The 24,962-nt window shown below is 53.4% G+C and carries 18 protein-coding genes; 13 read left to right on the top strand and 5 right to left on the bottom strand.

Annotation, left to right across the window (positions count from 1 at the left end):
- Positions 1-34: 34 nt before the first annotated feature.
- The 4 genes from JTI85_RS17910 to mutH form a co-directional block, all read right to left on the bottom strand.
- Positions 35-1,075, bottom strand: coding sequence for an NADP(H)-dependent aldo-keto reductase (locus JTI85_RS17910; RefSeq protein ID WP_048213112.1), 1,041 nt, complete (start codon positions 1,073-1,075; stop codon positions 35-37).
- Positions 1,076-1,181: 106 nt separating this feature from the next.
- Positions 1,182-1,400 (bottom strand): lipoprotein YgdR, encoded by a 219-nt coding sequence (ygdR, locus tag JTI85_RS17905; protein WP_005123410.1) that lies wholly within the window; start codon positions 1,398-1,400, stop codon positions 1,182-1,184.
- Between the two features lie 146 nt (positions 1,401-1,546).
- Positions 1,547-2,260, bottom strand: coding sequence for a TerC family protein (locus JTI85_RS17900; protein ID WP_040232169.1), 714 nt, complete (start codon positions 2,258-2,260; stop codon positions 1,547-1,549).
- A gap of 74 nt (positions 2,261-2,334) precedes the next feature.
- Positions 2,335-3,030, bottom strand: coding sequence for a DNA mismatch repair endonuclease MutH (gene mutH, locus JTI85_RS17895; protein ID WP_061068501.1), 696 nt, complete (start codon positions 3,028-3,030; stop codon positions 2,335-2,337).
- A 684-nt stretch (positions 3,031-3,714) separates the two neighbouring features.
- Between mutH and rppH the strand changes: the two genes are divergently transcribed.
- The 12 genes from rppH to recD all read left to right on the top strand — a co-directional run bounded on the left by rppH (position 3,715) and on the right by recD (position 22,094).
- Entirely contained in the window at positions 3,715-4,245 is a 531-nt protein-coding gene (gene rppH, locus JTI85_RS17890; RefSeq protein WP_003825602.1) for an RNA pyrophosphohydrolase, read from the top strand.
- A 12-nt stretch (positions 4,246-4,257) separates the two neighbouring features.
- Positions 4,258-6,504, top strand: a complete 2,247-nt coding sequence (gene ptsP, locus JTI85_RS17885; protein ID WP_115601529.1) for a phosphoenolpyruvate--protein phosphotransferase — start codon at positions 4,258-4,260, stop codon at positions 6,502-6,504.
- A gap of 190 nt (positions 6,505-6,694) precedes the next feature.
- Positions 6,695-7,570, top strand: a complete 876-nt coding sequence (gene lgt, locus JTI85_RS17880; RefSeq protein WP_116361175.1) for a prolipoprotein diacylglyceryl transferase — start codon at positions 6,695-6,697, stop codon at positions 7,568-7,570.
- Positions 7,571-7,576: 6 nt separating this feature from the next.
- Complete coding sequence (gene thyA / locus JTI85_RS17875; protein ID WP_005123418.1) at positions 7,577-8,371, top strand: thymidylate synthase; 795 nt, start codon at positions 7,577-7,579, stop codon at positions 8,369-8,371.
- Between the two features lie 183 nt (positions 8,372-8,554).
- Positions 8,555-9,025, top strand: coding sequence for a prepilin peptidase-dependent protein (locus tag JTI85_RS17870; RefSeq protein WP_219351826.1), 471 nt, complete (start codon positions 8,555-8,557; stop codon positions 9,023-9,025).
- Positions 9,016-9,579 (top strand): prepilin peptidase-dependent protein, encoded by a 564-nt coding sequence (locus JTI85_RS17865; RefSeq protein WP_115601531.1) that lies wholly within the window; start codon positions 9,016-9,018, stop codon positions 9,577-9,579. Before JTI85_RS17870 ends, JTI85_RS17865 begins: the two co-directional genes overlap by 10 nt.
- The gene (locus JTI85_RS17860) at positions 9,576-9,983 is read left to right on the top strand and encodes a DUF2509 family protein (RefSeq protein WP_137376213.1); all 408 of its coding nucleotides are present in this window, start codon (positions 9,576-9,578) and stop codon (positions 9,981-9,983) included. The genes JTI85_RS17865 and JTI85_RS17860 overlap by 4 nt, the downstream gene beginning before the upstream one ends.
- The gene (locus JTI85_RS17855; RefSeq protein ID WP_137376214.1) at positions 9,968-10,291 is read left to right on the top strand and encodes a prepilin-type N-terminal cleavage/methylation domain-containing protein; all 324 of its coding nucleotides are present in this window, start codon (positions 9,968-9,970) and stop codon (positions 10,289-10,291) included. Before JTI85_RS17860 ends, JTI85_RS17855 begins: the two co-directional genes overlap by 16 nt.
- Positions 10,292-10,303: 12 nt before the next feature.
- Positions 10,304-13,675 (top strand): exodeoxyribonuclease V subunit gamma, encoded by a 3,372-nt coding sequence (recC, locus tag JTI85_RS17850; RefSeq protein WP_219351824.1) that lies wholly within the window; start codon positions 10,304-10,306, stop codon positions 13,673-13,675.
- A 175-nt stretch (positions 13,676-13,850) separates the two neighbouring features.
- On the top strand, positions 13,851-16,739 hold the full coding sequence (ptrA, locus tag JTI85_RS17845; RefSeq protein WP_200037688.1) for a pitrilysin: 2,889 nt from the start codon (positions 13,851-13,853) through the stop codon (positions 16,737-16,739).
- Positions 16,732-20,277 carry an exodeoxyribonuclease V subunit beta gene (gene recB / locus JTI85_RS17840; RefSeq protein WP_219351823.1) on the top strand — a complete coding sequence of 1,182 codons (3,546 nt, stop codon included), beginning with the start codon at positions 16,732-16,734 and terminating at the stop codon, positions 20,275-20,277. Before ptrA ends, recB begins: the two co-directional genes overlap by 8 nt.
- The gene (recD, locus tag JTI85_RS17835) at positions 20,274-22,094 is read left to right on the top strand and encodes an exodeoxyribonuclease V subunit alpha (protein ID WP_199954420.1); all 1,821 of its coding nucleotides are present in this window, start codon (positions 20,274-20,276) and stop codon (positions 22,092-22,094) included. Before recB ends, recD begins: the two co-directional genes overlap by 4 nt.
- A 47-nt stretch (positions 22,095-22,141) precedes the next feature.
- On the opposite strand, the gene argA is transcribed toward recD, so the two are convergent.
- Positions 22,142-23,473, bottom strand: coding sequence for an amino-acid N-acetyltransferase (gene argA / locus JTI85_RS17830; protein WP_048213100.1), 1,332 nt, complete (start codon positions 23,471-23,473; stop codon positions 22,142-22,144).
- A gap of 234 nt (positions 23,474-23,707) precedes the next feature.
- Between argA and amiC the strand changes: the two genes are divergently transcribed.
- The gene (amiC, locus tag JTI85_RS17825) at positions 23,708-24,961 is read left to right on the top strand and encodes an N-acetylmuramoyl-L-alanine amidase AmiC (protein WP_048213099.1); all 1,254 of its coding nucleotides are present in this window, start codon (positions 23,708-23,710) and stop codon (positions 24,959-24,961) included.
- The last annotated feature ends 1 nt before the right edge of the window (position 24,962 follow it).

The following is a 24,962-nucleotide window of genomic DNA, read 5'->3' as shown; positions in this document are numbered from 1 at the left end:
GCCTGATAAGCGCAGCGCCATCAGGCGCTAACTGTTAAGGTGCAGGATAGGTATACACCTGATGCACCGCTTCAATCTCTGCCAGCACTTCCTCGCTCAATTCCAGATACAGGCTTTCAACGTTGGTTTTTAGCTGCTCCATCGTCGTGGCGCCCAGCAGTGTGCTGGCGACAAACGGCTGACGACGCACGAATGCCAGCGCCATTTGCGCAGGATCGAGGTTATGGCGTTTGGCGATATCCACATAGGCAGCTACCGCTTTTTGCGTTTGTTCGCTGCTGTAGCGCGTAAAACGGCTAAACAGCGTATTGCGTGCGCCGGCAGGTTTCGCACCGTTCAGGTATTTACCGGTTAAGGTGCCAAAACCAAGGCACGAGTAGGCCAGTAGCTCAACGCCTTCATACTGGCTCACTTCGGCCAGTCCAACTTCAAAGCTGCGGTTTAGCAGGCTGTACGGGTTCTGGATAGTGGCGATACGTGGCAGGTCATGTTTGTCTGCCAGGTGCAGATAACGCATTACGCCAAACGCGGTTTCGTTGGAAACACCGATGTAACGAATCTTACCTGCACGCTGAAACTCTGCCAGCGCGTCCAGCGTATCCAGTAGGGAAACGACCGGCGCGGAGTCCGTCCAGCTATATCCCAGCTTACCAAAGCAGTTGGTCGGACGCTGCGGCCAGTGGACCTGATAGAGATCGAGATAATCGGTCTGCAGTCTTTTCAGACTGTCGTGCAGTGCCTCACGGATGTTTTTACGATCCAGCGCCTGATTCGGTCGAATGCCGCTGTCGTTGTTACGTGATGGTCCACTGACCTTCGACGCCACGATTAGCTTTTCGCGGCTGCCGTGTTTGGCGAGCCAGTTGCCCACGTAAGTTTCGGTGAGTCCCTGGGTTTCTGGACGAGGCGGTACCGGATACATCTCGGCAACGTCGATTAAATTTATGCCTTGTGCAACGGCATAGTCGAGCTGTGCATGTGCGTCGGCTTCGCTGTTTTGTTCACCAAACGTCATTGTGCCCAGCCCCAGTGTACTGACTTCCAGCGAGCTGTGGGGTATACGGTGATATTGCATAGCCGTTTCCTTTTTATAATCACGACATAAGGATTATAAAAATGGCTGAGGGAAGGGAAAAAGGGAAGCAAAATTGTTAAGGCCAGCGCGCTGCTGACCTTAACCATCAACGCTCAATGATTTGAGAGACTTCGTCGCGGTTAATTTGCATCGCATTGCCTTGCTGATCGTGGTAACTCACCAGACCGGTATCATCGTCAATTTCTGGTTTACCATCGGTCAGGATCATTCGACCATCTTTTGTTGCCATCACATAATCACTGCTGCATCCGGAAACGGCAAAAGCCAGCCCGACGGCGGAAATTAAAACTGCCCATTTTTTCATCTGCTTATCCTCACATGGCCTGCGTCTGACACTAGTTTAGTAATAACGCGAAGTTGTGCAGGGCGAAAGCAGTAAAATCTTAATCTGTGAGAGAAGGAAGGTGCGCGGGGAGTATTCGCTCCCCATGGGGGGAGCGATAGTGTCAGTCAGAGTGGATTTTTTTTATTGCGCCACAGGTTCAGGGTCTCTACAGCGATAGAGAAGAACATAGCGAAGTAAATGTATCCTTTCGGAACATGGACATCGAAGCTTTCCAGGATTAGCGTGAAGCCAACCAGTATCAGGAAAGAGAGTGCCAGCATTTTTACCGAAGGGTGACGATCAACAAACTCACCGATTGGGCGGGCTGCAAACATCATTACGCCCACGGCAATCACGACGGCTGCCATCATAATAAACAGATGATCGGACAAGCCTACTGCGGTGATTACTGAGTCCAGACTGAAGATAATATCCAACAGCATGATCTGCACAATCGCGCCCAGGAAAGAAGAGACGCGGGTTTTCAGTCCTTCCTCTTCGCCCTCAATGGACTCGTGGATCTCTTTACTCGCTTTCCAGATCAGGAACAATCCGCCGAGCAGAAGGATCAGATCGCGTGCTGAAATCGCCTCGCCAAACAGTTCGAATAACGGGTTAGTGAGCCGCGTTACCCAGGCGATGGATGCCAGCAGCGCCAGACGCATCACCATCGCTGCCGCCAGCCCGATTCGTCGGGCATGATTGCGTTGTGCTGTTGGGAGTTTTGCTACAACCAGAGAAAGGAAAATAATATTGTCGATTCCGAGAACGATCTCCAGCAGCGTCAGCGTACCGAGCGCCAGCCAGGCGTTAGGATCGGTTATCCATGCAAATAACATCAAACAAAGTCCTGCCAAAAAAAAGAAGCGGTAATTATAGGCGCGTAACGCGACGGGCGAAAGGTCAGGGTGTGTTATTGAGCCTGGAATAGAAAATGCCGTTCCAGCAATGCGCGGGTGAAGTTCTTTTTCAGGTAAAACCCGCGGGGCAGAGTCAGGATCGGTTCGCCATGGGCGCCAATGGCCTCGGTCAGCGCCCGGGCGTTAGCGGCTTTAGGACGCAGTTGCAGCACTTCCCCATGGCGAGCGGTGATGCGTTCGACGTGGCCTAGCACTATCATGTCCATCAACTCTTCCCAGTCCAGACGCAGTTGTCGATCTTCCTCTTCATTCGGACTCCACAGCAGCGGAGAGCCAACGCGCCGTTCAGCCACAGGGATGCTGCGTTCACCTTCTACGGGTATCCACAACACGCGTTTAAGCTTGTGTCGAACATGGCTGGTTTCCCAGGTCACGCCGGTATTACCGGTTAACGGTGCCACGCAGACAAAGGTCGTTTCCAGCGGTCTGCCAAGGCTATCTACAGGGATCGTTTTTAACTCCACGCCCAGCGCGGCAAAATCCTGCTCCGGTTTACTGCCCGCACTGGCCCCAAGCCAAATTTCCAGCAGCACGCCAATCCAGCCTTTGTCCCGCTTCAGATCCTTTGGCGCGACGAGTCCTGCCATCGCCGACAGTTCTCCCAGCGTGTAGCCCGAAAGTTGCCGTGCCTGGTGCAGCAACTGGGCTTCGGATTCAGGCGGAGAAAGCAATGGATGGAGTTCTGGCATCAGGGTTACCCTTGGGTTAAAAAATGAGCAATGATTTTATACCGTGTGGACAGAGTTTATCTTTTTCCACATGCTTTATCCAATTGCATGATTTATAGTGGTTTTTATATTTTGATGTAAAGGGTTGCGCAACAGAAAACCGGGTTTTCCAATTCTGGTCACTGACAATGAACAGGATCTTACACCATGTTATCCACAGAAAGATGGGATAACTGTGAAAAACCCCCACTACTGTTTCAATTTACAGCCTTGACGTGCGACGAAAATCGAATTTTCACACAAATTGTGCCTAACTTATTGGCATAATCTGTGGATAAAACCAACGCTGGTCGATCTTTCATCAGCTCGAAGATCGTATGCGTGACGTGCATCACATTTCTGCATGTTTAGCTACAGTTGTTGCTTTTAACTTAATGAATATATAAGACTATTTTTTGAGTGTGACGGATGTCTTATTCAGACTGCTCCGGGTTTTCCCATAGTAATTCCGTACTTCTTCACAACTATATCCACAGAAAAGGTGAATAAAATCGCCTATGTAGCATATCTTCTGTTTATAACTCGGCCCTTTGCTGTGAGTTATTCAATTGTTATTAGAATATCGCGCCCTTAACAGAGTGGTTTACCGCCCCTCTGGAGTGTGAAACAATCGTTTGTATATAAGGTTTATGTTGAGGTAGTCCGGTGATTGATGACGATGGCTACCGCCCGAATGTAGGGATAGTAATTTGTAACCGCCAGGGGCAGGTCATGTGGGCCCGGCGATTTGGTCAGCACTCCTGGCAATTCCCGCAAGGCGGGATAAATGCAGGAGAGACAGCAGAGCAGGCGATGTACCGGGAACTCTTTGAAGAAGTAGGTCTGAGTCGTAAAGATGTGCGGATCCTTGCTTCTACTCGTAACTGGTTGCGTTACAAGTTACCGAAACGTTTGGTGCGTTGGGACACAAAGCCGGTTTGTATCGGCCAGAAACAAAAATGGTTTCTTTTGCAGTTGGTCAGTAGCGATGCTGAAATCAATATGCAAACCAGCAGTACACCTGAGTTCGACGGCTGGCGCTGGGTGAGTTACTGGTATCCGGTTCGACAGGTGGTGTCATTTAAACGCGATGTCTATCGCAGGGTGATGAAAGAATTCGCAAGTGTTGTGATGGCGCTTCAGGAGAGCACTCCTAAGCCGCAAAGCGCACCTGCGTACAGACGTAAAAGAGGTTAAGCTACGCAAATTATGCTCACCCGCCTGCGCGAAATAGTCGAAAAGGTGGCCAGTGCCCCACGTCTCAATGAGGCGTTGAATATTCTGGTTACTGACATCTGTCTTGCGATGGATACAGAGGTCTGCTCGGTCTACCTGGCCGATCACGACCGACGCTGTTATTACCTGATGGCGACCCGAGGACTTAAAAAACCACGCGGTCGCACTGTTGCACTGGCGTTTGATGAAGGGATCGTTGGCCTGGTTGGCAGGCTGGCGGAACCTATCAACCTCGCCGATGCGCAAAAACACCCCAGCTTTAAATATATTCCTTCGGTGAAAGAAGAACGCTTTCGTGCGTTCTTAGGCGTACCGATCATCCAGCGACGCCAGTTATTAGGCGTCCTGGTGGTACAGCAACGTGAGTTGCGCCAGTACGACGAAAGCGAAGAATCTTTTCTGGTCACGCTTGCCACACAAATGGCCGCTATTCTGTCTCAGTCGCAGTTAACCGCGCTATTTGGGCAATACCGGCAAACGCGTATCCGCGCATTGCCTGCCGCCCCCGGCGTGGCGATCGCTGAAGGCTGGCAGGATGCCACGTTACCTCTGATGGAACAGGTGTATCAGGCTTCAACGTTGGATCCAGTGCTTGAGCGTGAACGTCTGACTGGCGCACTGGAAGAAGCCGCAAATGAATTTCGCCGCTACAGTAAGCGTTTTGCTGCCGGGGCACAGAAAGAGACGGCGGCAATTTTTGATCTCTATTCGCACCTGCTCTCCGATACCCGTCTGCGCCGCGAGTTGTTCGCGGAAGTGGATAACGGCTCGGTGGCCGAGTGGGCGGTTAAAACGATCATCGAGAAGTTTGCCGAACAGTTTGCCGCGCTAAGCGATAACTATCTCAAAGAACGCGCCGGGGATTTGCGCGCGTTGGGGCAGCGTCTGCTGTTCCATCTTGACGACTCTGTTCAGGGGCCGAATGCCTGGCCGGAACGTTTCGTGCTGGTGGCGGATGAGCTGTCTGCCACTACGCTGGCGGAACTTCCCCAGGACCGGTTGGTAGGGGTTGTCGTCAGGGATGGTGCCGCCAACTCTCACGCGGCGATTATGGTTCGTGCGCTGGGGATCCCGACCGTTATGGGGGCTGATATCCAGCCGTCTGTGTTGCACCGCCGCACGTTGGTGGTGGATGGCTATCGTGGCGAACTGTTGGTTGATCCGGAGCCGGTATTAATCCAGGAATATCAGCGTCTTATCAGTGAAGAAATTGAGCTGAGCCGCCTGGCGGAAGACGACGTCAACCAGCCAGCACAGTTGAAAAGCGGCGAGCGCGTGAAGGTGATGCTCAATGCGGGTCTCAGCCCGGAACATGAAGAAAAGCTGGGTAGCAGGATCGACGGTATTGGCCTGTATCGCACCGAAATCCCGTTCATGCTGCAAAGCGGTTTTCCTTCGGAAGAAGAACAGGTTGCGCAGTATCAGGGTATGCTGCAGATGTTTAACGATAAGCCCGTAACTCTGCGTACGCTGGATGTCGGTGCCGATAAACAACTGCCCTACATGCCCATCAGTGAAGAGAACCCGTGCCTTGGCTGGCGAGGGATCCGCATAACGCTCGATCAGCCAGAGATCTTTTTGATCCAGGTTCGCGCCATGCTGCGTGCCAACGCGGCAACCGGCAACCTCAGCATTTTGCTACCGATGGTAACCAGCATTGATGAAGTGGACGAAGCGCGACGTTTGATTGAACGTGCCGGACGCGAAGTGGAAGAGATGATCGGCTACGAGATCCCGAAACCGCGCATTGGCATCATGCTGGAAGTTCCGTCGATGGTGTTCATGCTGCCGCATCTGACAAACCGGATTGACTTTATCTCGGTCGGAACCAACGATCTTACCCAGTACATACTGGCCGTCGATCGTAACAACACACGGGTAGCCAGCATTTATGACAGTCTGCATCCGGGGATGTTACGCGCGCTGGCGATGATTGCGCAGGAAGCCGAAAGAAGCGGTATCGATTTGCGCTTATGCGGTGAAATGGCGGGCGACCCGATGTGTGTAGCCATTCTGATAGGCCTGGGTTTTCGCCATTTGTCAATGAACGGTCGTTCTGTCGCTCGCGTTAAATATCTGCTGCGTCATATCGATTTTGATGAGGCGCAAACGCTGGCGCAGCGCAGCCTGGAAGCGCAGATGGCGGCAGAGGTACGCCATCAGGTAGCGGCCTTTATGGAGCGTCGTGGCATGGGAGGATTGATTCGCGGAGGATTGTAGGCCTGATAAGCGTAGCACCATCAGGCAATACGGGGGGTAAAGATTACCTATACAGATCTTTTACATCTTCCCGGCATCCGCTGCGATCCCCTTGTGCTATCATTCGCACCTTTGGAGCGCCTGCATTATGCAGGCGCGCTTATCAATTGCTGTCTGACTTCAGCGAAATAACAAGAACTTGTGGTGACAGATGACCAGTAGCTATCTGCATTTTCCGGATTTCGATCCGGTCATTTTCTCAATTGGACCCGTCGCGCTTCACTGGTACGGCATGATGTATCTGGTGGGGTTTATTTTCGCGATGTGGCTGGCGACGCGCCGGGCTAATCGCCCGGGCAGTGGCTGGACCAAAAACGAAGTAGAAAACTTACTTTATGCAGGCTTCCTCGGGGTCTTCCTCGGCGGGCGTATTGGCTACGTGCTGTTCTATAACTTCCCGCTGTTCCTTGATAACCCGCTGTATCTGTTCCGCGTCTGGGATGGGGGCATGTCCTTCCATGGCGGGCTTATCGGGGTGATTCTGGTGATGATTATCTTCGCCAAACGCACCAGGCGTACATTCTTCCAGGTCTCTGATTTTATTGCTCCACTAATTCCGTTTGGTTTGGGCGCAGGCCGCCTGGGTAACTTTATCAACGGTGAACTGTGGGGACGCGTTGACCCTAACTTTAAGTACGCCATGCTGTTCCCTGGCTCCCGCACTGAAGATATTTTATTGCTGCAAACCAATCCGCAGTGGCAGTCTATTTTTGACACATACGGCTCTTTGCCTCGCCATGCCTCACAGCTTTATGAGATGGCGCTGGAAGGGGTTGTGCTGTTTATCATTCTTAACCTGTTTATTCGCAAACCTCGTCCGATGGGCTCGGTTTCCGGTCTGTTCCTGATTGGCTATGGCGCGTTTCGTATTATCGTCGAATTCTTCCGCCAGCCGGATGCGCAGTTTACCGGCACATGGGTCCAGTACATCAGCATGGGGCAGATCCTGTCTATCCCGATGATTGTCGCAGGTATTATTATGATGGTTTGGGCATACCGTCGAAGCCCGCAGCAACACGTTTCCTGAGGAACCATGAAACAGTATTTAGAACTGATGCAAAAAGTGCTGGATGAAGGCACACAGAAAAACGACCGCACCGGAACCGGAACGCTTTCCATTTTTGGTCATCAGATGCGTTTTAATCTGCAGGAAGGGTTCCCGCTGGTTACGACTAAACGCTGCCATTTACGCTCGATCATCCATGAGCTGTTGTGGTTTTTGCAGGGCGACACCAACGTTGCCTACCTGCATGAAAACAACGTCTCAATCTGGGATGAATGGGCTGATGAGAACGGTAATTTAGGTCCGGTGTACGGTAAACAGTGGCGTGCATGGCCAACACCGGATGGCCGCCATATCGACCAGATCACGACGGTGCTGAACCAGTTGAAAAACGACCCGGATTCCCGTCGTATTATCGTTTCCGCGTGGAACGTAGGCGAACTGGATAAGATGGCGTTGGCGCCGTGTCATGCGTTCTTCCAGTTCTACGTGGCGGATGGCAAACTCTCTTGCCAACTGTATCAGCGTTCATGCGATGTGTTCCTCGGTCTGCCGTTCAACATCGCCAGCTACGCCTTGCTGGTTCACATGATGGCGCAGCAGTGCGATCTTGAAGTCGGTGATTTTGTCTGGACAGGCGGTGACACGCACCTGTACAGCAACCATATGGATCAAACACATCTGCAGCTTAGCCGTGAGCCACGTGCGCTGCCGAAGCTGGTTATCAAGCGTAAACCTGATTCAATTTTCGACTATCGTTTCGACGACTTCGAAATTGAGGGTTACGATCCGCACCCAGGCATTAAAGCACCGGTCGCTATCTGATCGAGGCTAATCCTGTCACAACCGGCGCCTTATGCGTCGGTTTTTTTTGCCTTACATTCTATTCTGCGGCGTTGATTCCTGAAATTTTGCAACGTGATGTAATGCGATAAATATTCTCCGTAGCTTGCCGAAGAAGCTGAATTTCCCCCTCGTTATTAATTTCTCTCACGCCATACTGGCGACATGAAAAAACAACAAGGCTACACGCTTCTCGAAACCCTGATTGCAATGCTGATTGTCGCGGCGCTTGGCGCATCGGGGTTGTACGGTTGGCAGCGCTGGCAACAACAGCAGCGGTTATGGCAAACAGCCAGCCAGGTGCGGGATTACCTGCTGCAATTGCGCGAAGATGCTAACTGGCGTAATCGTGATCACGTCATCAACGTGCTCCGCGAAGGAGGAACATGGTGTCTGGTAAGCTCAGCGACGTCACAAACTTCGTGTCAGCCGGTTTCACCGTTGATTTTTACGCCACTCTGGGCTGATGTCGAGATAGCAGAGATAACACCGTCACTGGCTTTTTTTGGCCTACGTAATACCGCATGGGCCGGGCATATCTACCTGAAGAATGCTGCAGGTGAATGGCGTGTGGTGGTGTCTGGTTGGGGACGAATCAGGCTTTGCGAACGCGGTGAGGCGGATCAATGTCGGTAAGTGAACGTGGCTTTTCACTGCTTGAGGTGCTTATCGCTATGGTGATAAGCAGCATTTTACTCCTCAGCGCTGCGCGATTTTTACCTGCGCTGCAGCGAGAAATTTTGCAGAACACTCGTCAGCTAGTGCTTGAAGATGAGCTCTGGCAGCGGATGTATACCGTGGCGAAGCATCTCCAGCGGGCTGGCTATTGTCGGGGAAACTGTATCGGAGAAGGGCTGATGATATCAGCCGCGGGAGACTGTGTGATTGTACGCTGGGATGCCAATAGCAACGGTGTTTGGGACGATATTCCGGCAAAGGAGGCCGATGCCGTTGGGTTTCGTGTTCAAGATAAGGTGCTGGAAACCTTGCGTGGCGCAACAACCTGCGTGGGAAAAGGTTGGGATAAAATGACCGATCCGGATTCTATTCAGATTGAGGTATTTCAGGTGGAGCGCCTGAATATCAGCGGATTTGCGCCAGTGCTTTCGTTGCACCTGCGCGGGAGAAGCAACGCCGAACCTCAAAAGGTCATTGAGGTATTCTATGACGTCACAGGATTCAACCTGTGAACCGTGAGCGAGGTGTTTCATCGCTTGCAATGGTGCTTTTACTCCTGGTACTTGGCAGTCTGTTGCTGCAAGGCGTAAGCCGACAGGAGACGAGTTTTGCGTCGCGGGTGGCAACGGAAAGCCAGTCGCTACAACATCAGGCAGTGGTGCAATCCGCCATGGAATGGGCACGTATGCAGCCCTGGAGTTTGCAGATGGCAACGCAGTGTCGACGCTATTCCACACAGGGTGCGACAGTCTGCCTGCGTGTGCTCGACGACGATCTCGTGCTGCTTATTGCGCAATATGAAGGTATATCGCTATGGCGTCAGGGGATGATTATCGAGGGTACTATCGAATTCTCAGCGCATGGCTGGAGCGATTTCTGCCCGTTAAAGGTGCTGGCGTTATGTCTGATACCCTGAACAGACAGCGTGGTTTTAGCCTGCCGGAAGTGATGCTGGCAATGGTGCTGATGATTATGATCGTGACCGCGCTTTCCGGATATCAGCGGGTGCTGATGAAGAGCTTTTTAGTCAGAAGCCAGTATCAACAATTGTGGCATCACGCCTGGCAGCAAACGCAGTTGCATATGTATTCACCACCTTTAAACTGGCAAATTAACCGAATGCAGACAACGATAGCGGGATGTGTCAGCATCAATGTTAAAATTACTTCCCCTCTGGGCAGGCAGGGTCAGATGACACGACTGCACTGCCCAAATCGTCAGTAGTCAGGAGTTGCTATGTTAAGGGTCTACCACTCCAATCGTCTGGATGTGCTGGAAGCGTTGATGGAATATATCGTTGAGCGCGAGCGGCTGGACGACCCCTTTGAACCCGAGATGATCCTGGTTCAAAGCACCGGTATGGCGCAGTGGTTGCAAATGACTCTGGCACAGAAGTTTGGTATTGCCGCTAACATTGATTTCCCGCTGCCAGCGAGTTTTATCTGGGATATGTTTGTGCGTGTATTGCCGGATATCCCAAAAGAGAGCGCATTTAGCAAACAGAGCATGAGCTGGAAGCTGATGACGCTGCTACCTCAATTGCTGGATAACGACGATTTCGCACTGCTACGCCACTATCTCACCGACGACACAGACAAACGTAAGCTGTTTCAGCTTTCATCACGCGCTGCGGATCTATTCGACCAGTATTTAGTCTACCGTCCTGAATGGCTGACGCAGTGGGAGGTGGGGCTGCAGGTGGAAGGGCTAGGAGATGCTCAGGCCTGGCAAGCGCCATTGTGGAAAGCACTGGTGGAATACACGGCTGAACTGGGACAGCCAGGCTGGCATCGTGCCAATTTATATCAGCGGTTTATTCAGACCCTGGAGAATACGTCTGACTGCCCACAAGGCTTGCCCTCGCGCGTCTTTATTTGTGGTATCTCCGCGCTACCGCCCGTGTATCTGCAGGCATTACAAGCGCTGGGTAAGCACATTGATATTCATCTGCTTTTTACCAATCCCTGTCGTTACTACTGGGGGGATATTAAAGACCCCGCTTATCTGGCTAAACTGTTGGCGCGTCAGCGTAGGCATAGCTTTGAAGAACGACATTTACCGCTGTTTCGCGATAGTCAGAATGCTGAAGGACTGTTTAACAGCGATGGTGAGCAGGATGTGGGGAATCCGATGTTGGCCTCATGGGGAAAACTAGGGCGTGACTACATATATCTGCTTTCTGAATTGGAAAACAGCCAGGAGCTGGATGCGTTTGTCGATATTACTCCTGACAATCTTTTGCATAATATTCAAGCGGATATTCTGGAACTCGAAAACCATGCGGTGGCAGGAGTCAGCCTGGAGGAGTATTCGCGTAGCGACAATAAACGGTTGCTTGAGCCGAATGATACTAGTGTGACGTTTCATGTCTGTCATAGCCCACAACGCGAAGTGGAAATACTCCACGACCGGTTGCTGGCAATGCTGGAAGCGGACCCAACGCTGACGCCGCGCGACATCATCGTGATGGTGGCGGATATCGACAGCTACAGTCCATTTATTCAGGCTGTCTTTGGCAGTGCACCGGCCGATCGTTACCTGCCGTATGCTATTTCCGATCGCCGGGCGCGTCAGTCTCATCCCGTCTTACAGGCGTTTATTAGTCTGCTTTCGCTACCGGACAGCCGCTTTGTTTCGGAGGATGTGCTGGCATTACTGGATGTCCCCGTGCTGGCTGCGCGTTTCAACATCAATGAAGAAGGGTTGCGCTATCTTCGTTTGTGGGTCAATGAATCTGGAATTCGCTGGGGCATTGACGACGACAACGTGCGCGAACTCGCGCTTCCTCCAACTGGCCAGCATACCTGGCAATTTGGTTTAACACGTATGCTGCTGGGCTATGCGATGGAAAGCGCACAGGGTGAGTGGCAGTCGGTATTGCCCTATGATGAGTCCAGTGGTTTGATTGCCGAGTTAGTCGGGCATTTGGCCTCGTTGCTGATGCAGCTAAACATCTGGCGCAGAGGGTTAGCACAGGAACGCCCGCTGGAAGAGTGGTTACCCGTTTGCCGGGACATGCTTAATGATTTCTTCCTGCCGGACGCGGACACCGAAGCGGCGATGACGCTGATTGAACAGCAGTGGCAGGCCATTATCACTGAAGGTTTGGGGGCCGAGTATGGCGAGGCCATACCGCTGTCTCTGTTACGTGACGAACTGGCGCAGCGTCTTGACCAGGAGCGCATCAGCCAGCGTTTCCTGGCAGGGCCTGTCAATATCTGTACGCTGATGCCGATGCGCTCTATCCCTTTCAAAGTGGTGTGCCTGTTGGGCATGAACGATGGCGTTTATCCGCGCCAGCTTGCGCCGCTGGGATTTGATCTGATGAGCCAAAAACCGAGGCGTGGTGACCGAAGCCGCCGTGATGATGACCGCTATCTGTTCCTCGAAGCCCTGATTTCGGCGCAACAAACGCTCTATATCAGCTATATCGGCCGCTCAATCCAGGATAACAGTGAGCGCTTCCCGTCGGTGCTGGTGCAGGAACTTATGGATTACATTGGGCAAAGCCACTATTTGCCGGGCGATGAATTACTCACTAGCGATCAAAGTGAAGCGAAAGTAAAAGCGCACATTACCCGTTTACATACCCGTATGCCCTTTGATGCACAAAACTATCTGCCAGGTGAGCAGCAAAGTTATGCTCGAGAGTGGTTGCCAGCGGCAAGTCTGTCAGGCAAAGCGCACACGGATTTTGTCCAGCCGCTCCCCTTTACAATGCCTGAAACCCTGACGCTGGAAACGCTGCAACGCTTTTGGGCTCATCCGGTGCGGGCGTTTTTCCAGATGCGCCTGAGGGTAAATTTCCGCTCTGAAGAGAGCGAAATCCCGGAAACAGAACCCTTTATCCTCGAAGGGCTCAGCCGCTATCAGCTTAATCAGCAGTTGCTTAATACCCTGGTTGAAGAGAACGACGCTGAACGACTGTTTCGCCGTTTTCGTGCGGCGGGTGCGCTTCCCTATGGGCCATTTGGTGAAATTCTGTGGGATACGCAGCGTCAGGAGATGCAGACGCTGGCTGAACGCATTATCGCCTGTCGTCAGCCTTGTCAGAGCATGGAAATCGATCTTACCTGTAACGGCGTGCAAATCACCGGTTGGTTGCCGCAGGTACAAGAGGACGGTTTGTTGCGCTGGCGCCCATCTTTGATCAGCATTGCGCAGGGTGTGCAACTTTGGCTGGAACATCTTGTCTATTGTGCGAGTGGCGGTACGGGAGAAAGCCGGTTGTTCTTACGCAAAGACGGCGAGTGGCGTTTCCCTCCACTGGAGGCCGAACAGGCGTTACAGTATCTGTCGCAACTTATTGAGGGATATCGGGAAGGCATGTCATCGCCGCTACTGGTATTACCGGAAAGTGGTGGGGCGTGGATAAAAACCTGTTATGACGCCGTAAATGATGCCATGTTAGATGACGATGATACGTTGCAAAAAGCGCGCAGTAAGTTTCTGCAGGCCTATGAAGGCAACATGATGGTACGCGGTGAAGGTGATGACATCTGGTATCAACGTCTGTGGCGTCAACTGGATGCTGATACGCTGGAGACCATTGTTTTACAGTCTCAGCGTTACCTGTTACCGATTTTTCGATTTAATCAGTCGCGATGATTGTATAAAAATTGCGCAATTTGATGGCTTCCACTATGATGCGCTTTCTGTCACGGACTGATTCTTACAAAGAGAAGAGGCTGACGCGTTCAGCACAGAGTCTTGCCCTGTTCAGACCACGCTTAATGCGTTGTTTGCAGTGAACAGGTGAATACGTTAATGATGAGGTTTGTGAATGCCCCGCAGCACCTGGTTTAGCGCATTACTGTTGTTCGTCGCCCTTTGGGTTCCCGTAAGTCAGGCTGATACCGGTTGGCAGCCTTTAGCTGAAACCATCCGTAAAAGCGATAAAGACACCCGTCAGTATCAGGCCGTGCGCCTTGATAACGGTATGGTCGTATTGCTGGTATCCGATCCGCAGGCCGTGAAATCCCTTTCTGCCCTGGTGGTCCCCGTGGGTTCGCTGGAAGATCCGGACGATCATCAGGGGCTGGCGCATTATCTCGAACACATGTGTCTGATGGGGTCGAAAAAATACCCGCAGCCGGACAGCCTGTCTGAATTCCTGAAAATGCACGGCGGCAGCCATAATGCCAGCACTGCGCCTTATCGTACGGCTTTCTATCTTGAGGTTGAAAACGACGCGCTGGTGGGGGCTGTAGATCGCCTGGCAGACGCTATTGCCGATCCGTTACTGGATAAAAAATATGCCGATCGCGAGCGTAACGCGGTTAACTCCGAGCTGACGCTGGCGCGTACCCGAGACGGGATGCGTATGGCGCAGGTGAGTGCGGAGACTATTAACCCGGCGCACCCTGGTTCTCGCTTCTCCGGCGGAAATCTGGAAACATTAAGCGATAAACCGGGTAATCCGGTGGTACAGGCGTTACACAAATTTCATGAAAAGTACTACTCCGCGAACCTGATGAAGGCGGTGATTTATAGCAATAAACCATTGCCAGAGCTGGCGCGGATAGCGGCTGACACCTTTGGTCGCGTGCCAAACAGAAATATTGAAAAACCGGAAATAACCGTCCCGGTTGTCACCGACGCGCAAAAGGGCGTCATCATCCACTATGTTCCGGCAATGCCGCGTAAAGTGCTGCGCGTTGAGTTTCGTATTGATAACAATAGCGCGCAGTTCCGCAGTAAAACCGATGAGCTGGTGACCTACCTGATTGGCAATCGTAGTCCGGGCACATTGTCTGACTGGTTGCAAAAGCAGGGGCTGGTTGAAGGTATTCGTGCGGACTCCGATCCGGTGGTCAATGGGAATAGCGGCGTGTTAGCCATTTCCGCGACGTTAACCGACAAAGGGCTGGCGAATCGCGATGAAGTTGTTGCTGCAATCTTTAGCTATCTCAACCTGTTACGTGAAAAAGGTATCGATAAACGCTATTTTGACGAACTGGCGCACGTGCTGGATCTCGATTTTCGTTATCCCTCTATCACCCGTGATATGGACTACGTTGAATGGCTGGCGGATACCATGATCCGCGTTCCCGTCGAGCATACTCTGGATGCGGTGAATATTGCCGACCAGTACGATGCCAAAGCCGTTGAGCAACGTCTGGCAATGATGACGCCGCAGAATGCGCGTATCTGGTATATCAGCGCGAAAGAGCCGCATAATAAAACTGCTTACTTTGTCGATGCACCTTATCAGGTAGATAAAATCAGCGACAAAACCTTTGCCGACTGGCAGCAAAAAGCGCAGGGCATTGCGTTGTCATTACCGGAGTTGAACCCCTACATTCCTGATGATTTCACGCTGATTAAGGCGGATAAAAAATACGCTCACCCGGAACTGATCGTTGATGAGCCGGATTTACGCGTGGTGTATGCGCCGAGCCAGTATTTTGCCAGCGAGCCAAAGGTTGATGTCAGCGTGATACTGCGTAACCCGAAAGCGATGGACAGCGCCCGCAATCAGGTCTTATTCGCCCTGAACGATTATCTGGCGGGTATTGCACTCGACCAGTTAAGTAACCAGGCCGCAGTGGGAGGTATTGGTTTTTCTACAAACGCTAATAACGGCCTGATGCTTAACGCCAACGGCTATACTCAGCGTTTGCCGCAGCTTTTCCAGGCGCTGCTGAGCGGTTATTTCAGTTACACCTCAACAGATGAACAGCTGGAACAGGCGAAATCCTGGTACGCCCAGATGATGGACTCGGCGGAGAAAGGCAAAGCCTACGATCAGGCGATCATGCCGGTTCAGATGCTGTCTCAGGTACCGTACTTCTCACGCGATGAGCGCCGTAAGTTACTGACTTCCATCACCCTGAAAGAGGTAATGGCCTATCGCGACGCCTTGAAAACCGGGGCGCGTCCCGAATTCCTGGTGGTCGGTAATATGAGCGAAGCTCAGGCGAAAACCATGGCGCGGGATATCCAGAAGCAGCTTGGTGCGAACGGCTCACAGTGGTGCCGAAACAAAGATGTTGTGGTAGACAAGAAGCAGTCTGTCATCTTTGAAAAAGCGGGCAGTAGTACGGATTCCGCGCTGGCGGCGGTATTTGTGCCAACTGGATACGATGAGTACACCAGTTCAGCCTATAGCGCCATGTTAGGGCAGATTGTTCAACCGTGGTTCTACAATCAACTGCGTACTGAAGAGCAATTAGGTTATGCCGTCTTTGCTTTCCCAATGAGCGTTGGCCGCCAGTGGGGAATGGGCTTCCTGTTGCAAAGCAGCGACAAGCAACCGTCCTATCTCTGGGAACGCTATAAGGCATTTTTCCCCACGGCGGAAGCGAAGCTGCGGGTGATGAAAGCTGATGAGTTCGCACAAATTCAGCAGGCGATTATTGCGCAAATGCTCCAGGCCCCGCAAACGCTGGGGGCAGAAGCCTCGCAGTTAAGCAAAGATTTTGATCGCGGCAATATGCGCTTCGATTCACGTGATAAAATAGTGGCTCAGATTAAACTGCTGACGCCGCAAAAGCTTGCCGACTTCTTCCATCAGGCGGTGGTTGAGCCGCAAGGCATGGCGATACTGTCACAGGTTTCCGGCAGTCAGAACGGGAAAGCAGAATATGTGCACCCGGAAGGCTGGAAAGTGTGGCAGACCGTCAGCGCGTTGCAGCAAACCTTACCCCTGATGAGTGATAAGAATGAATGATGCCGCTGAGTCCCTTGATCCACTCCGCTTGCCCCTGACGGGCGAGCGCCTGATTGAAGCCTCTGCGGGCACCGGTAAAACCTTTACCATCGCCGCCCTGTATTTACGTTTACTGCTTGGACTGGGCGGCTCTGCCGCCTTTCCTCGTCCGCTGACCGTCGAAGAACTGTTAGTGGTCACCTTCACCGAGGCGGCTACTGAAGAGCTGCGCGGTCGAATTCGTAGCAACATCCATGAACTGCGTATTGCCTGCCTGCGTGAAACCACCGATAACCCGCTATACGCCCGTCTGTTAGATGAAATCGCCGATAAAAAACAGGCCGCCCAGTGGCTGCTATTGGCAGAAAGACAGATGGATGAAGCGGCGGTGTTTACCATTCACGGCTTTTGCCAGCGTATGCTCAGCCTCAACGCTTTTGAGTCAGGCATGCTGTTTGAGCAACAACTGATCGAAGATGAATCGCTGCTGCGCTATCAGGCCTGTGCGGACTTCTGGCGTCGACACTGCTATCCGCTGCCCCGTGACATTGCGCAGGTGATTTTTGAAACGTGGAAAGGACCGCAGGCGCTGCTGAGAGATATCGATCGCTATCTGCAAGGGGAAGCACCGGTTATCAAGGCTCCACCGCCCGATGACGAAACGCTGGCAACCCGGCACGAACAAATCCTCGCGCGCATTAATCAAATTAAGCAGCAATGGCGCGATGCCGTTGATGAGCTGGATGGCCTGCTGGAAGCATCCGGGATCGACCGGCGTAAATTTAATCGTGGTAACCAGGGTAAGTGGATCGAAAAGATCAGCGCGTGGGCGCAGGAAGAAACCCAAAGCTATCAGTTGCCTGATGCGCTGGAGAAATTCTCCCAGCGCTTTTTAGAAGAGCGAACCAAAGCGGGCGGCCTAACGCCTCAGCACCCGCTTTTCGTCGCTATTGATCAACTGCTTGGCCAACCGCTGACAATCCGCGATCTGGTGATCACCCGGGCGCTGGCGGAGATCCGCACGGCGGTTGCCGAGGAGAAACGCCGCCGCGGCGAGCTGGGTTTTGACGATATGCTCAGCCGTCTGGATGCAGCGTTGCGCAGTGAAAGCGGCGATGCGCTGGCGACGGCGATTCGTACCCGTTTTCCGGTCGCGATGATTGATGAGTTCCAGGATACCGACCCGCAGCAATACCGTATTTTCCGCCGTATCTGGCAGCATCAACCGGACACCGCGCTGCTGCTGATTGGCGATCCGAAACAGGCAATTTACGCCTTTCGCGGCGCGGATATCTTTACCTACATGAAGGCGCGCAGCGAAGTCAGCGCGCACTATACGCTCGATACTAACTGGCGTTCGGCTCCTGGCATGGTCAATAGCGTGAATACGATTTTCAGCCAGATGAACGACGCCTTTATGTTCCGCGACATCCCCTTCAGCCCGGTAAAATCCGCAGAGAAAAACCAGTCGCTTCAGTTTGTTTTACACGGTGAAACGCAGCCAGCCATGAGTATGTGGCTGATGGAAGGGGAAAGCTGTGGCGTAGGCGACTATCAGAACTACATGGCGCAGGTGTGCGCCACGCAAATTCGCGACTGGCTTAAGGCCGGGTATTCTGGCGCTGCGCAACTGGTCAGCGGTAAAACGTCCAGGCCGGTACGCGCCTCGGACATCAGCATACTGGTTCGTAGCCGCCAGGAGGCGGCGCTGGTCCGCGATGCGCTGACGCAACTGGCCATTCCCTCTGTTTATCTCTCCAACCGTGACAGCGTGTTTGAAACGCTGGAAGCGCAGGAACTGCTGTGGGTGCTGCAAGCGGTGATGACGCCGGAGCGTGAGAACACGCTGCGTAGCGCACTGGCAACCTCAATGATGGGGCTGAATGCGCAGGATCTCGAAGCGTTAAATAACGACGAAAATGCCTGGGATGCGGTAGTCGAGGAGTTCGATGGCTATCGTCAGATCTGGCATAAACGCGGCGTGATGCCCATGCTGCGCGCGCTGATGTCCGCTCGCCATATTGCGGAGAACCTGCTGGCGACGGCGGGGGGCGAACGCCGCCTGACCGATATTTTACATATCAGCGAACTGCTCCAGGAAGCCGGATCGCAGCTGGAAAGCGAGCATGCGCTGGTGCGCTGGTTGTCACAGCATATTCTTGAACCCGACAGCAATGCGTCCAGTCAGCAGCTCAGGCTCGAAAGCGACAAGCATTTGGTTAAAATCGTCACCATCCATAAATCGAAAGGGCTGGAATATCCGCTGGTCTGGCTGCCGTTTATCACCAATTTCCGCGTCCAGGATCAGGCTTTCTACCACGATCGCAGCTCCTTTGAAGCGGTGCTGGATCTCAGCGATGCCGCGGAGAGCGTTGAGCTGGCCGAAGCGGAACGTCTGGCAGAAGACTTGCGCTTGCTCTATGTTGCGCTCACCCGTTCGGTATGGCACTGCAGCCTTGGCGTGGCGCCGTTGGTACGCCGTCGGGGCGATAAGAAAGGGGATACCGATGTGCATCAGAGTGCCCTTGGCCGCCTGCTGCAAAAAGGCGAGCCGATGGATGCCGCGGGTCTGCGTGGCGCTATTGAGGCGCTGTGCGGTGAGAATATCGCCTGCCTGACGCCGAATAAACCGGACGGTGAGCGCTGGCAGGTTGCACAACCCACCAGTTCTACGTTGAATGCAAAAATACTGCAGCGTACGCCTGGTGACAGCTGGCGCGTGACCAGCTATTCCGGTCTGCAACAGCGTGGACATGGTATTGCGCAGGATCTGATCCCGCGACTGGATATCGATGCCGCAGGCGTCGGTGAGGTTATTGAAGAGTCAGGACTCACGCCGCATCAGTTTCCGCGCGGCGCTTCGCCGGGTACATTTTTGCATAGCCTGTTTGAAGATCTCGACTTCACCCAACCGGTAGAGCCGCATTGGGTCGAAGAAAAACTGGCGTTGGGCGGTTATGATGCACACTGGACGCCGGTTTTGACCGCATGGTTGGACGCCATTTTGCAGGCGCCTCTCAACGAGACCGGCGTGAGTTTGAGTCAGCTTTCCGCGCGTGAAAAACAGGTGGAGATGGAGTTTTATCTGCCGATTTCGCAGCCGCTGATGGCCAGCCAACTTGATGCGTTGATCCGCCAATACGATCCGCTTTCGGCTGGCTGCCCGCCGCTGGACTTTATGCAGGTTCGCGGCATGCTGAAAGGGTTTATTGACCTGGTGTTCCGCCACCAGGGGCGTTATTACCTGCTCGACTACAAGTCAAACTGGCTGGGCGAAGACAGTTCTGCGTATACCCAGCAGGCAATGGCCTCAGCCATGCAGGCGCACCGTTACGATCTGCAGTATCAGTTGTATACCCTGGCACTGCACCGTTATCTGCGCCATCGCATTGCTGATTACGATTATGAACGCCATTTTGGCGGCGTTATCTATCTTTTCCTGCGTGGCGTTGATAGTGAAAATCCGCAGCAGGGAATTTACGCTACCCGACCCGATGGGGAATTGATCGCGTTGATGGACGAGTTGTTTGCCGGTGCGGCTCTGGAGGAGATGCAATGACAATCCAGAAACGATTGCTGGAGGCCGTAGAGCAAAAACAGCTCCGTCCTCTGGATGCTCAGTTTGCGCTGGCGGTTGCCGGAAACGACAACCCTGCCGTTACGCTGGCGGCGGCTCTGCTTAGCCGTGAGGCGGGCGAGGGGCACGTTTGCTTACCGCTTTCCCGGTTGTCTTTACGCGAAGATGCCCATCCGCTGTTGAGCGCCTGGCTGTGCGAGGCCGGTGAACCGGAAGATTGGTCGGAATGCCTGCTGGCCTCCGCTGCGGTAAGCCGTGGCGAGCAGCCCACGCCGCTGGTGCTGTACGGCGATCGCTTGTATCTGAACCGCATGTGGCATAACGAACGCGCGGTGGCGCGCTTTTTCGGTGAAGTTAACCACGCCATTGAGGTGGATGAACAACGGCTGACCCACACGCTGGCGGCGCTGTTTCCACCCGTTGAAGGCGTTAACTGGCAAAAAGTGGCGGCTGCTGTGGCGTTGACCCGCCGTATATCGGTGATCTCCGGCGGGCCGGGGACCGGAAAAACGACAACGGTGGCGAGGCTTCTGGCGGCGTTGATTCAGATGGCGGACGGTGAACGCTGTCGTATTCGTCTGGCGGCGCCAACGGGAAAAGCGGCAGCCCGTCTGACCGCCTCGCTGGGCGCGGCGCTGCGAGAACTGCCGCTGACCGATGAGCAAAAGAAGCGCATTCCCGATGATGCCAGTACATTGCACCGATTATTGGGCGCTCAGCCTGGAAGCCAACGCCTGCGGCATCATGCAGGAAACCCACTGCATCTGGACGTGCTGGTGGTGGATGAAGCCTCGATGATCGATTTGCCAATGATGTCGCGCCTTATCGATGCGCTACCGCCACATGGGCGGGTGATTTTTCTTGGCGATCGCGACCAGCTCGCTTCCGTTGAAGCGGGGGCGGTGCTGGGGGATATCTGTGCTTTCGTCGGTGATGGCTTTACCCCGGAACGTGCCCGCCAGCTTAGTCGCCTGACTGAAACCACTATTCCGGCTGGTTCGGGAACTCAGGCGGCTGCTCTGCGCGACAGTTTGTGCCTGCTGCAAAAGAGCTACCGTTTCGGTAGCGATTCCGGAATCGGCCAGTTGGCTGCGGCGATTAATCGTGGTGATAAAATCGCGATAAAAACGGTCTTCCAGCAGGGATTTAGCGACATCGAAAAACGCGCTCTGCACAGCAGCGAGGATTACGCCGCGATGCTGGAAGAAGCGCTGGCGGGTTATGGGAACTATCTCGATTTACTGCGCGATCGTGCCGAGCCGGATGCTGTCATTCAGGCCTTCAATGAGTATCAGCTATTGTGCGCCCTGCGGGAAGGCCCGTTTGGCGTGAGTGGCTTGAATGAACGCATTGAGCAGGTGATGGCGCAAAAGCGCAAAATTCACCGTTCGACGCATAGCCGCTGGTATGAGGGAAGGCCGGTAATGATCGCGCGCAATGACAGTTCGTTGGGATTATTTAACGGTGATATTGGTATTGCCCTCGATCGTGGGCAGGGCCTGAGAGTGTGGTTTGCGCTGCCGGACGGTTCTATCAAATCGGTCCAGCCCAGTCGCTTGCCTGAACATGAAACGACCTGGGCAATGACCGTCCATAAATCGCAGGGATCTGAGTTTGACCACGCGGCGTTAATTTTACCCAACCAGCACTCACCCGTGGTGACCCGTGAGCTGGTCTATACCGCCGTCACCCGCGCACGCCGTCGTTTGTCACTGTATGCCGATGAACGGATATTGAGTAGCGCCATTGCCACCCGAACCGAACGCCGAAGCGGATTGTCGGCGCTGTTTAATCAATAACATTTGCTGGCCGGATAAGGCAGTTATGCCGCATCCGGCAACCACTCCTATGCCAAATCCGCCATCAGCACTTTTGACCGCCGCTGATAGTTGTACATCTCTTTTTTGCTTTCCGGCAGCAGATCGATATCGACCGGCGTGAAGCCGCGCTCCTGGAACCAGTGAATGCTGCGCGTCGTCAGCACGAACAGCTTACTCAGCCCCATTTGTCTGGCCTGCACAGCAATCCGCTCCAGCAAAACTTCGCCGCGTGATGAGCTACGGTAGTCCGGATGCACTGCCACGCACGCCATTTCGCCAATCTTCTCTTCCGGAAAAGGGTACAGGGCGGCGCAGGCGATGGTCAGGTTATCGCGCTGAATTATGGTGAATTTGTCGATCTCCATTTCCAACTGCTCGCGCGAGCGGCGGACCAGAATACCTTGCTGTTCCAGCGGGCGGATAAGCTCCAGAATCCCGCCGATATCGTTAATGGTGGCGCGGCGGATCTGCTCGGCGCTTTCCATTACGATCTGCGTCCCGATCCCGTCGCGGGAGAACAGTTCCTGCAGTAATGCGCCATCTTCCTGATAGCTAATCAGGTGGCAACGGCGTACGCCACTGCGACAGGCTTTCACTGCGCCGCGCAGGAAGCGCACCGTGCCGGAGCTGTAATCACCTTTCTCTTCCTGCAATTCAACGCGAGCCTGGGCTTCGTTGGGAAACAGCTCGGAAATAATATCGCCATCATCGTTGGTGACGCCCTGAGAGGAGCAAAAGCCGATCATCTTTTCCGCCTTCAGTTTGATAGCCAACTGCGTGGCGACCTCTTCTGACGTCAGGTTAAAGCTCTCACCGGTGACGGAAACGGCGACCGGTCCCATCAGCACAATCGCGCCGCTGTCTAACTGGCGGTGAATCGCCTCTTCATCAATACGACGAATACGCCCGCTATGGCAGTAATCGACGCCGTCATCCACACCCAACGGTTGCGAGATAATAAAATTACCGCTGACCACATTGATATGCGCCCCCTGCAACGGCGTATTATTCAGGCTCATCGACAGGCGGGCGGTAATATCAAGCTGAAGTAGCCCCGCAGCCTGTTTGACCAGCTCCAGGGTTTTCGCATCGGTGACGCGCGTGTTTTTGTGGTACACCGGTTCATGATGATGCGCCGCAAGATTGGCATCAATCTGCGGTCGTGCGCCATAGACCACGACCAGGCGGATGCCGAGGCTATGAAGAAGACCAATGTCATTGACGATACTGGAAAAGTTTTCATGCTCGATGGCTTCGCCGCCCAGCATAATGACAAACGTTTTTCCCCGATGGGTATTGATATAGGGAACAGAATGGCGGAATCCCTGTACCAGTTCGGTTCTACGCTCCTTCACCACGGCATACCCTCATTGCATGATTATTCGTAATTTGTGTATTTTTATTCTGTTTTTGTGCTGTGCGCAAGCGTAATTTTTACCCATACCGAAGATTTTTATCAGTAATACCGTGAATATAAAAAGAATGTTTACCCTTTTATAGATGACAGATTATGCGTCATTCGCTAAAGTTTCCGGTCAATTCGGACGTTTTACGTATTACCTCAATACAGATTTCTTTTGCTCGGGAGAAGCATGTCGGGATCCAACTCAGCAATCAGTCGCCGCCGTTTACTGAAAGGTGCGGGTGCTATGTGGCTTTTAAGCGTCAGCCAGGTTGGTCTGGCAGCCACGAGTCAGGTCGTTGCCGTACGTATCTGGCCTGCGTCCAGCTATACCCGCGTCACGGTAGAATCTAACCGTCTGCTGAAATACAAACAGTTTGCCCTGAGTAATCCTGAGCGTGTGGTTGTGGATATTGAAGACGTTAATCTGAACTCGGTGCTCAAGGGCATGGGAGCGCAGATTCGTCCTGACGACCCGTATATTAAATCGGCGCGCGTTGGCCAGTTTGATCCACAAACCGTGCGGATGGTGTTCGAGCTGAAACAGAATGTGAAGCCGCAACTTTTTGCTCTGGCGCCGGTGGCGGGCTTTAAAGAACGTCTGGTGATGGATCTCTATCCCGCGAATGCCCAGGATGTTCAGGATCCTCTGCTGGCGTTGCTGGAAGATTACAACAAGGGCGATCTGGATAAACAGGTTCCACCTGCGCAGAGTGGCCCACAGCCGGGCAAAGCGGGACGCGATCGCCCCATTGTCATTATGCTGGACCCGGGCCACGGTGGGGAAGATTCCGGCGCGGTGGGGAAATACAAGACGCGTGAAAAAGATGTGGTACTGCAGATTGCCCGCCGTCTGCGAGCCCTCATAGAGAAAGAGGGCAACATGAAGGTCTTTATGACGCGAAATGAAGATATTTTCATTCCACTTAAAGTCCGTGTGGCAAAAGCGCAGAAGCAGCGTGCAGACCTGTTTGTCTCGATTCACGCCGATGCCTTTACCAGTCGACAGCCCAGCGGTTCGTCGGTGTTTGCGCTCTCGACCAAAGGCGCGACCAGTACCGCGGCGAAATATCTGGCACAGACCCAGAACGCCTCGGATCTCATCGGTGGCGTCAGCAAGAGTGGCGACCGCTACGTCGACCACACTATGTTCGACATGGTGCAATCGCTGACCATCGCCGACAGCCTCAAGTTTGGTAAAGCGGTATTAAATAAGCTTGGTAAAATCAACAATCTGCATAAGAACCAGGTTGAACAAGCCGGGTTTGCGGTGCTAAAAGCGCCGGATATTCCGTCCATTCTGGTAGAAACAGCGTTTATCAGTAACGTTGAGGAAGAGCGCAAACTCAAAACGGCGACCTTCCAGCAGGAAGTTGCAGAGTCGATTCTGGCGGGGATTAAAGCTTACTTTGCCGATGGGGCGACGCTGGCGAGAAGGGGATAAC

The organism is Citrobacter sp. Colony219 (assembly GCF_019382635.1).
Lineage (GTDB): Bacteria > Pseudomonadota > Gammaproteobacteria > Enterobacterales > Enterobacteriaceae > Citrobacter > Citrobacter youngae.
This window is presented reverse-complemented; position numbering and strand designations above follow the sequence as displayed.